Annotated in this window: 7 protein-coding genes and 1 pseudogene; 7 read left to right on the forward strand and 1 reads right to left on the reverse strand. The window is 63.1% G+C overall.

Translation table 11 applies throughout. The features are described 5' to 3' along the window. Positions 1-311: 311 nt before the first annotated feature. The 6 genes and pseudogenes from EN749_RS22745 to EN749_RS22770 all read left to right on the forward strand — a co-directional run bounded on the left by EN749_RS22745 (position 312) and on the right by EN749_RS22770 (position 7,062). Positions 312-689 carry a hypothetical protein gene (locus EN749_RS22745; protein ID WP_127259982.1) on the forward strand — a complete coding sequence of 126 codons (378 nt, stop codon included), beginning with the start codon at positions 312-314 and terminating at the stop codon, positions 687-689. A gap of 188 nt (positions 690-877) precedes the next feature. Beyond that, entirely contained in the window at positions 878-2,950 is a 2,073-nt protein-coding gene (locus EN749_RS22750; protein ID WP_128364016.1) for a bifunctional metallophosphatase/5'-nucleotidase, read from the forward strand. Positions 2,951-3,185: 235 nt separating this feature from the next. Further along, positions 3,186-4,250, forward strand: a complete 1,065-nt coding sequence (gene hemH, locus EN749_RS22755; RefSeq protein ID WP_128364017.1) for a ferrochelatase — start codon at positions 3,186-3,188, stop codon at positions 4,248-4,250. A 51-nt stretch (positions 4,251-4,301) separates the two neighbouring features. Then, positions 4,302-5,514 (forward strand): annotated as a pseudogene (locus tag EN749_RS22760) (FAD-binding oxidoreductase). A 121-nt stretch (positions 5,515-5,635) separates the two neighbouring features. Continuing rightward, positions 5,636-6,586, forward strand: a complete 951-nt coding sequence (locus EN749_RS22765; RefSeq protein WP_127269753.1) for an SPFH domain-containing protein — start codon at positions 5,636-5,638, stop codon at positions 6,584-6,586. A gap of 11 nt (positions 6,587-6,597) precedes the next feature. Beyond that, positions 6,598-7,062, forward strand: coding sequence for an NfeD family protein (locus EN749_RS22770; protein ID WP_023810067.1), 465 nt, complete (start codon positions 6,598-6,600; stop codon positions 7,060-7,062). 166 nt (positions 7,063-7,228) lie between these two features. Here EN749_RS22770 and EN749_RS22775 read toward each other — a convergent pair whose 3' ends face one another. Beyond that, a complete protein-coding gene (locus tag EN749_RS22775) occupies positions 7,229-8,230 on the reverse strand; it encodes a KpsF/GutQ family sugar-phosphate isomerase (protein WP_128364018.1) in 1,002 nt (333 codons plus the stop codon). Between the two features lie 248 nt (positions 8,231-8,478). Here EN749_RS22775 and EN749_RS22780 point away from each other — a divergent pair. Further along, the coding region (locus EN749_RS22780) for an outer membrane beta-barrel protein (RefSeq protein ID WP_189367660.1) at positions 8,479-9,697 on the forward strand (1,219 nt) is incomplete at its 3' end.

The raw sequence follows: 9,697 nt of genomic DNA on the forward strand, positions 1-9,697 counted from the left end.
CCCAGTATCTCGGACCGGTCAAAGGCTACTACACCGACTGGACGCCGCTCGATAACCGCCCCGGCCTGTTCCCGGAAGACCTCGACCGGAACGACCCGTGGCAGTTCCGCAACATCCTTGTGCGATAGCAGCACCGCCTACCTGCCTCACCGCCTTGCAATCGCCCGGAAATCGGGCGATTGAAGGGATGCGGACCACAACGACACGCATTCATCTGGACGCATGTCGCTCTGGAAACTTGGATGCACGCCTCGTGCTTGTCGAAAATCGATTCCGATTTTCGGGCCGATGCGAGAGGAGAGGATTTTCACATGATCATTGCGCGCAAAATTCTTTCGATGAGCGTGGCGGGCGCCATTGCGACGATGCTCGCCGCCTGTGCGACCAGCGGCCCTGATGAACCGCCGATGGCAGCGGCGCCGAAAGGCGTCGAGGGCTCGTGGATCGACGCCAAGGGCACCGGCCTGTCGACCTTCGCCGGCGGCACCTTCACGACGGTCGCCACCGACACCGGCCAGAAGCTTGCCGACGGCAGCTACACGATGACAGGCGCCACATCGGTGCAGATCAACGGCACCTCGCTGATCCGCCAGACCGCGGTCAGCTTCAACTGCCTGATGGTGTCGACAAGCCAGCTCAACTGCACCAGCTCCAGCGGTCAGAATTTCGTGCTGACAAGGCGCGTCTGAACCCGCGACCATTCGTTTTCCAAGGACGGCGGCCGGTTGGCCGCCGTCCTTTTTTATGCCGGCAAAGGGGCCCCGGATTCCGCTTGCGTCATCGGGAACGCGATGGGAACATGGCCGAAGCGCCGGCTGTTATGTTCCAGTCAAGCAAGAGCGCTAATGGCCTCTGATCAGCTTTCCGGGAGACGAAGATGAAGAAGCTTGCCGCCATTGCAGCCCTGTCAGCCTCAGCCCTCGGTCTGTCGGCCGGCACGTCCTTTGCCGACTACACGCTTAACATCCTGCATATCAACGACTGGCACAGCCGCATCGAAGGCAACAACAAATATGAATCGACCTGCTCGGCGGACGAGGAAACCAAGGGCGAGTGCATCGGTGGCGCGGGCCGGCTGATCACCGCGATCGCCCAGGAGCGCCAGAAGCTGCAAGGCCAGAACGTGCTGTTGCTCAGCGCAGGCGACAATTTCCAGGGCTCGCTGTTCTACACGACCTACAAGGGCAAGGTCGAAGGCGAATTCCTCAACGACATGAAGTTCGATGCCATGGCCCTTGGCAACCATGAATTCGACGACGGCGAGGCGGCCCTGGCGCCGTTCCTCGACATGATCAAGTTCCCGGTGCTCGGCGCCAATGTGAAGGCCAACGCGCAATCCAAGCTCGGCGACCGCGTCAAGCCATCTGTTGTCGTCGAGGTCGGCGGCCAGAAGATCGGCATCATCGGCGCGATCACCAACGACACGCCGGACCTCGCTTCCCCCGGACCCAACGTCGCAATAGAGGACGACGTCAAGTCGATCACCGCCGAAGTCGAGAAGCTCAAGGGCGAAGGCGTCAACAAGATCATCGCCGTGACCCATATCGGCTACAGGCGCGAGCGTGACGTCATTGCCAAGATCCCGGGCGTCGATGTCGTCGTCGGCGGCCACAGCCATTCGCTGCTGTCGAACACCGATCCGAAGGCGGAGGGCCCCTACCCGACGATGGTCGACAATCCGGACGGCTACAAGGTGCCGGTGGTGCAGGCGGCGTCCTATTCGAAATATCTTGGCGAGTTCAAGGTGGTTTTCGACGACAATGGAGTCGTCAAATCGGCCAGCGGCAACCCGATCTATCTCGACAAGTCGATCACCCCCGACCCGGCCGTGCTCGCCCGTATCAAGGAGCTTGGGGCGCCGATCGAGGCGCTGAAGAACAAGGAAGTGGCGGAAACCACCGACGTCATCGACGGCAGTCGCGAGAGCTGCCGCACCCGTGAATGCGCGATGGGCAATCTCGTCTCCGACGCCATCCTCGACCGCGTCAAGGGACAGGGCGTCGAGATCGTCATCTCCAATGGCGGCGGCCTGCGCGCCTCGATCGACAAGGGCACCGTCACCATGGGCGAGGTTCTGACCGTGCTGCCGTTCCAGAACACGCTGGCGACCTTCCAGATTTCGGGCAAGGATCTGGTGGCCGGCCTCGAGGGCGGCCTCAGCCAGGTCGAGGACGGCGCCGGGCGCTTCCCGCAGGTCGCCGGCCTGAAATATTCCTTCGACAAATCCGTCGCGCCCAATGCCGGCCGCGTCAAATCGGTGGAGGTCATGGAGGGCGGCGCCTGGACGCCGATCAAGCCTGACAAGGACTATCTGGTCGCAACCAACAACTATGTCCGCCAGGGCGGCGACGGCTACAAGATCTTCGCCGACAAGGCCAAGAATGCCTACGATTACGGCCCCGGCCTCGAACAGGTGGTTGCCGACTACCTCGGCGCCCACCGGCCCTACACGCCGAAGCTCGACGGCCGCATCACCGAAATAGCCGCGACCGTCGCCGCGGCGCCTGCGGCCCCGGCAACCGATCCGGCCAAGCCAACCGAAGCAGCGCCGGCCACGCCGGCGCCCGCACCGGCTGAAGCCGCCAAGCCTGCCGATGCGGCACAGGCAATGCCCGAATTGCCGGCCAACTCGGGCGACATCGCCAACACGCCCCCGGCCATATCGACAGAGGGAGCGCCACCCCCGCCGGCGCCACCGGCAGAGGCGGCAAAACCGGCTGAAGCAGCCCCCGCCCTGGCGGCACCGGCTCCCGCCGCCGAGCCGGCAAAGCCAGCGGAGGCCGTGCCGGCCGAAGCCAGCCATGTCATCGTTGCCGGCGACACTTATTGGGATCTGGCCAAGAAGGCCTATGGCGACGGTGCCAAATGGAAGGTCATTTCGGGCGCCAACAAGGGTTATGAGCCGCGCCGGCTTCCTGTTGGCGCAACGCTGACCATCCCGCCGCAATAGCCCCGCTATATGCCTGAATGACACCGCCCGTCCGAAAACCGGACGGGCGTCCTGTTTTCGGGCTAATTCATGTCGCCCCAAAGTGACCTCGGTTTTGTGAGAACGAGGTGCATAAAAACAAAGGCTTAAAGCGGGTCGTCTGAATCCATTCAGACAATCCGCTTTAAGGTGCGGCCAGACGCTGCATTGAATGCGCGTGCAAGATGGTTAGGTTCGCGTCTTCCGGAGAACCCTTATGTCGCTTCCCACCCCTGCCGAACCCCAGGCCGCAAAGGCGCCCGGCCCGTTGCCCGCTGGGCATCCGCCGGTCAAGGCGGGCAAGATCGGCGTCATGCTGGTCAATCTGGGTACGCCCGACGGCACCGATTTCAAGCCGATGTGGCGCTATCTCCGTGAATTCCTGTCCGACCCGCGCGTCATCGAGCTCAACAGGGCGATCTGGTATCCGATCCTCTATGGCCTTGTGCTCACCACGCGGCCCAAGAAGTCGGGCGCCAACTACGCCCGTATCTGGAACCGGGAGAAGGACGAGTCGCCGCTGCGCACCTATACGCGCGCCCAGGCCGAAAAGCTGGCCGAAGCGCTGCGCGACCTGCCTGATGTCGTCGTCGACTGGGCAATGCGCTATGGCAACCCTTCAACCGCCAGCATTGCCCAGCGTCTGGTCGACCAGGGTTGCGATCGCATCCTTACCTTCCCGCTCTATCCGCAATATTCGGCGACGACCACGGCAACCGCCAATGATCAGCTGTTTCGCGCGCTGATGAAAATGCGCCGCGCACCGGCCGTCCGCAGCGTGCCGCCCTACTATGACGAGCCGGTCTATATCGAGGCGCTAGCGCGCTCGATCGAACGGCATCTGGCGACGCTGGACTTCGAGCCGGAGGTGGTCATCACCTCCTATCACGGCATTCCAAAACCGTATTTCGAGAAGGGCGACCCCTATCATTGCCATTGCCAGAAGACGACGCGGCTGTTGCGCGAACGGCTCGGCTGGGATGACAAGAAACTGATCGTCACCTTCCAGTCACGCTTCGGTGCGCAGGAATGGCTGCAGCCCTACACCGACAAGACGGTGGAAAAACTCGCGCAGGACGGCGTCAAGTCGATCGCTATCGTCAATCCCGGCTTTTCCGTCGACTGCATCGAGACGCTGGACGAGATCGGCCGCGAGGCGGCTGAAACCTTCCACCATGCCGGCGGCAAGAATTTCGCCCATATACCTTGCCTCAACGATAGCGCGGAAGGGATGGCGGTGATCGAGGCGATGGTGCGGCGCGAACTGTCCGGCTGGGTCTAACCCGGAACAACACAAGCTCCGGGGCGTTAAGGCGCGCCTCCGGAGAATGCGATGCCCCGCAAACTCGACCTCAGAACTGGCCAGCCCGTCTGGTCGGCCTATCGCGCGCCTGCGGTGCAGACGGACGGCCTGATCCGGGACGTCAACACGGATGTGCTGGTCGTCGGTATGGGCATCAGCGGCGCCATGATGGCCGAGGCGCTGACGGCCGATGGCCATCGGGTCATCTGCATCGACCGGCGCGGCCCGCTGAAGGGCTCGACGGCCGCAACCACCGCACTGGTGGCATTCGAAATAGACCAGCCTCTCTCCACGCTCTCGAAGATGGTCGGCAGAGCTTCGGCCCAGCAGGCCTGGCGACGCTCGCGGCTCGCCGTTTCCAATCTCGCCGGACGCATTGCCGAACTCGGCATCAACTGTGGCCTAAGCCGCATGCCGTCACTCTATCTGGCCGGCACGATGCTTGGTCCGCCGGAACTGCGCGACGAGGCCGAGACACGTCGGCTAGCCGGCATCGGCGCCATCTGCTTAACCCGACAACAGCTAGCCGAGAAATTCGGCATCGACCGCGAAGGCGCCATTCTCGGCCACGGCAATATCGCCCTCGACCCACGCAAGCTGACGGCTGGGCTGCTGCTGAAATCCCTGGAGCGCAAGGCACGCTTCTATGCCCCCGTGGAAGCCACAATGATCGAGGACAGCGCCGAAGCTGTTGTCGTCACGACCAGGGATGGCCCGACCATAACCGCACGACATGTTGTTCTGGCCACCGGCTACGAACTTGTCGACATCGTGCCGGCCACCGCCCACCGGATCATCTCGACATGGGCGATTGCGACACGCCCGCAACCGCGAAAGCTCTGGCCGGTCGCAGCGTTCATCTGGGAAGCGTCGGAGCCGTATCTGTATATGCGCACGACGGTCGACGGCCGGGTCATTTGCGGCGGCGAGGACGAGGATTTTATCGACGAAGCGCGGCGCGACGCACTGATCGCCGACAAGAGCACACGCATCGCCGAGAAGCTCGGCCTGATAGTTCCGCATCTCGACACCAGACCCGATTTTGCCTGGACCGGCTCGTTCGGCACCACGACCACCGGCCTGCCCTATATCGGCGCCATTCCCCGCCACCCGCGCATCCATGCGGTGATGGGCTACGGCGGCAACGGCATCACCTTCTCGCAGGTCGCTTCCGAGGATTGTCCCGGCTTCGATCAACGGGCTGGATGACATGGATGCAAGATTGTTTGCCTTCAACCGCTGAGTGCAACCCTATAAACAATCCATCATCACCTGATTGTAACGCATCTGAAATACACTTAAGTCTTTGGTGAAGTCGGCAGCGCGAGAATGGCTTGTGCGGCCTTCGTCTGAGGGAGAGCCAAATGGATTTCAGTGGTTTCGATATTGCGATTGGTGCACTTGCACTTCTGGTATTGGTGCTGCTGATCAAAGGCATCAGGACAATCCCGCAAGGTTACAATTATACGGTGGAGCGCTTTGGCCGTTACACCAAGACACTGAGCCCAGGCCTCAATTTCATTTTCCCGTTCATCGACCGTATCGGCGCCAAGATGAACATGATGGAGCAGGTGCTCGACGTTCCGAGCCAGGAAATCATCACCCGCGACAACGCCATTGTCGGTGTCGACGGCATCGCCTTTTTCCAGATCCTCAACGCGGCGCAGGCCGCCTACCAGGTTTCCGGCCTGCAGAACGCCATCCTCAATCTGACGATGACCAACATCCGTACCGTCATGGGTTCGATGGATCTCGATGAACTCCTGTCGAACCGCGACGCCATTAACGAGCGCCTGCTGCGTGTCGTCGATGAGGCAGCCCACCCGTGGGGCATCAAGATCACCCGCGTCGAAATCAAGGACATCAACCCGCCGGCCAACCTTATCGAATCGATGGGCCGGCAGATGACCGCGGAACGCAACAAGCGTGCCCAGATCCTTGCCGCCGAAGGCCTCAAGCAGTCGCAGATCCTCGAGGCCGAGGGCCGCAAGGAAGCCGCCTTCCGCGATGCCGAGGCGCGCGAACGTTCGGCCGAGGCGGAAGCCCGCGCCACCCAGGTGGTGTCGGAAGCGATCTCCAAAGGCGATGTGCAGGCGCTGAACTACTTCGTAGCGCTGAAATACACTGAAGCGCTTGGCAGGATCGGCACGGCCACCAACAGCAAGATCGTGCTGATGCCCTTCGAGGCATCGTCGCTGATCGGTTCGCTCGGCGGCATTGGCGAAATCGCCAAGGAAGTCTTCCGCAGCGAAGGCACGACCGGCTCGCAGAGGCAGGCCGCGCGCCCGCCGGTCGTTCGCCCAACCGACAACTGAGGTCGAAACCAATGATCGACCGCATCGTTTCCGAACTCGGCCCGTGGAACTGGATGGTTCTCGGCTTCGTCCTGCTGGTGATGGAAATCATCGCGCCGGGTATCTTCATGCTGTGGATCGGCATCGCCGCGCTGATCATCGGCGCCGTGTCGCTGCTGATCTGGGACGCCGGCTTCTGGACCTGGCAGGTCCAGGTCCTCGCCTTCCTGGCGCTGTCGCTGGTCTCGGCCTATGTCGGCAAGAAACTGGTCGGCAGCCGCAACGACCCGACCGACCAGCCGCTGCTCAACCGGCGCGGCGCGCAAATGGTCGGCAGGATGGCGACACTTGCCGAGCCGATCCGTGACGGGCGCGGGCGCATCAAGCTGGGCGATACGCTGTGGCGTGTCTCCGGCCCGGATTTGCCGGCCGGCACGCAAGTGCGCGTGACGGGCGCGGCCGACACGGATCTGGAACTGACCGTCGAGGCGGTCTGAATTCTTGAAACCCACCGCTTGGACAAGGTGTGTTGAGATTCAGGTCAGGCCGAGTCGAAAACGGTGGGTTCCGAGAACCGGAGCGGAGCGTACTTTGGGTACGTGAGCACCGGAAGCGCAGGAAACCGTCGTTTGCAGGCCGGCATCACCTTAAGATCAGCACACCTTAGGCGGCGCCGATACGCAGCAGGTCGTGCAGGTGGATGAGGCCGACTGGTTTCCGGCCCTCCACCACCATCAGGCTGGTGATGGCTGAATTGTTGATCGTCTGCAGCGCCGTTGCGACCAGCGTGTCCGGCGTCGCGGTCTTCGGGCCTTTTGTCATCACCTGATCCACCGTCATCGCCAGCAGGTTGCTGCCGATGTGCCGGCGGATGTCGCCATCGGTGATGATGCCGACCAGCGCACCGTCTGCGTCGGTGATCGCGACGCAGCCAAATCCCTTGCGTGACAGTTCCAGGATCGCGTCATGCATGCCGGTGCCCGCAACCACCAGCGGCAGCCTGTCGCCGACATGCATGATCTCGCGGATCTGCGTCAGGTTGGCGCCGAGCTGGCCGCCCGGGTGAAAGGTGCGGAAATGATCCGGCGTGAAGCCGCGTGCTTCGAGCAGCGCGATCGCCAGCGCGTCGCCCATCACCAGTTGCAGCAGCGTCGATGTCGTCGGCGCCAAGCCGTGCGGGCAGGCTTCAGGCGCGCGCGGCAGCAACAGCACCACGTCCGCCGCCCGCGCCAGCGCCGATGTCTCTCCGGCGGTGATGGCGATCAGCGGGATGGAGAAGCGCCTGGAATAGGCGACGATGCCCATCAGTTCCTTGCTTTCGCCCGACCACGACATGGCGATGATGGCGTCGTCCCTGGCGATCATCCCGAGATCGCCGTGGTTGGCTTCTGCGGGATGGACAAAGAAAGCCGGCGTGCCGGTCGAGGCCAGCGTCGCCGCGATCTTCGAACCGATATGGCCGCTTTTGCCGACACCGGTGACGATGAGCCGGCCTTCAATCCCGGAGATCATCTCGACCGCCTGCGCGAAAGGCGCGGCCAATCCGTTCTCCAAGGCCTGGGCAAGGGCTGCAACCCCAGCCTGTTCTGTCGCCACCGTCCTCAGCGCCGAAGCGATCGAGGCTTGCCTGTCCGAAGGCTTCTTATCCAGGGATCCCGCATGCATGGCTGATGCGATTAGCGCTTTGCCGGCGCGCTGTCCAACAGAAATGGCCCAAGGCATGTTGCCCGAACGTGCGCGGTGGTTTTGACGACGGCAGGCGCGAAAATCAAAAGCTTAACGCAGGCGGTATGAATCCCTTTGGAATCAGCGCTTCAGCTGGTTGACGGGCCGCCGCCTCAACCCTCCGTTAACCATCCCCATTTACGGTTCGGTAAGTATGGCGCGCGTGCGCCGCGCAAGCAGTGGTGGCGATGTCCGGGGCCCAGCCAGAAAATTCGACAGGAAGAAAGGGCAAGGCTGTCTGCGCCTTGCTGCTGGCAACCAGCATGTTTGCCTTGCTGCGCCCGACTGCGCTCCATGCCCAGGAAACCGAACTGCGCGGCGAGGTTTCGGAATCGGCGATCCTGTCCGACCAGCAGCGCAAGGCGAGACAGCTGGCCCTGGCAGCGCAGGGTCAACAGCCGGCCAATGCCGCGCAGGACAATGCGCCGGCCCGCACCTATCTGCCGGCCAGCGCCGGTGCCGTGCCAGACGACGCCGACACTGGCGACGCCACCGCGACCGGCAGCCTTTTCGACCCGCCGGCAGCCACTGACGACACGTCCGCCGACATCGCGGCGCCGCCCAAGCCTCGCCGCCGCTCATCGACCGCCGGGCAGAATGCGGCTGACCAGGCCAAGGACAAGGCTGCCGACAAGTCGAAAAAGAAAAAGAAATCGACGGCCGGCACCTCCGACATCACCGCTTCCACGACCGCCTCCACGACGGATGCCACCGAAGGTGAAGAGACAGACGAGGACACAGCCAACCGCCGCGCCCTCACCATCGACAGTGCCGACAGGCAGAAGCTCGACCCAGGCGCGGAGCGCACTGACGCCATCGAAGGCCAGAAAAAGAAGCTGGAGGATGATCCGTTTGCCGCCACCGGCGTCAAATGGGGCTCCTTCGTCATCCGGCCGACGATCGAACAGGGCCTGACCGCCACCTCAAACGGCGATTCGAGCAGTGCCGGCACGTCGGCGCTGCTGTCCGAGACGGCGCTGCGCTTTTCCGCCGCATCCGACTGGCGCGAGAACTCCGCCACGATCGACGGCTATGGCCTGTTTCGCGAGACCGTCTCCGGTTACCCGGTTCACGACGAGCAAGGGCGCATCGAAGGCCAGCTCAATGTCGACCTCGACAATGAGTTGCGCGCCATCGCCAAGCTCGGCTACGAGGCCGTGCCGGAATCGGCATCATCACCGGACGCCATTGCCGGCGTCAGCAAGCAACCGCTGCGGCAGACCATCGATGGCAGCCTCGCCGTCGAAAAGCATCTCGGCAAGATGCAGTACACGCTAACCGGCGCGGTCTCGCACGATTTTTACGGCGACGCCAAGCTCTCGGACGGCACCTCGCTGTCGCAGAAGGATCAGGACTCGACGCTCTACACCGCGACGTTGCGCACCGGCTACGAGATCTCCCCTGCCC

Source organism: Mesorhizobium sp. M7A.F.Ca.ET.027.02.1.1, from assembly GCF_004022985.1.
Taxonomy (GTDB): domain Bacteria; phylum Pseudomonadota; class Alphaproteobacteria; order Rhizobiales; family Rhizobiaceae; genus Mesorhizobium.

What these genes read in the sequence shown, in the direction of transcription:
- EN749_RS22770 (WP_023810067.1), top strand. Translation starts at nt 6,598, where the DNA reads ATGATCGACCGCATCGTTTCCGAACTCGGCCCGTGGAACTGGATGGTT.
- EN749_RS22765 (WP_127269753.1), top strand. Translation starts at nt 5,636, where the DNA reads ATGGATTTCAGTGGTTTCGATATTGCGATTGGTGCACTTGCACTTCTG.
- hemH (WP_128364017.1), top strand. Translation starts at nt 3,186, where the DNA reads ATGTCGCTTCCCACCCCTGCCGAACCCCAGGCCGCAAAGGCGCCCGGC.
- EN749_RS22745 (WP_127259982.1), top strand. Translation starts at nt 312, where the DNA reads ATGATCATTGCGCGCAAAATTCTTTCGATGAGCGTGGCGGGCGCCATT.
- EN749_RS22750 (WP_128364016.1), top strand. Translation starts at nt 878, where the DNA reads ATGAAGAAGCTTGCCGCCATTGCAGCCCTGTCAGCCTCAGCCCTCGGT.
- EN749_RS22775 (WP_128364018.1), bottom strand. Translation starts at nt 8,230, where the DNA reads ATGCATGCGGGATCCCTGGATAAGAAGCCTTCGGACAGGCAAGCCTCG.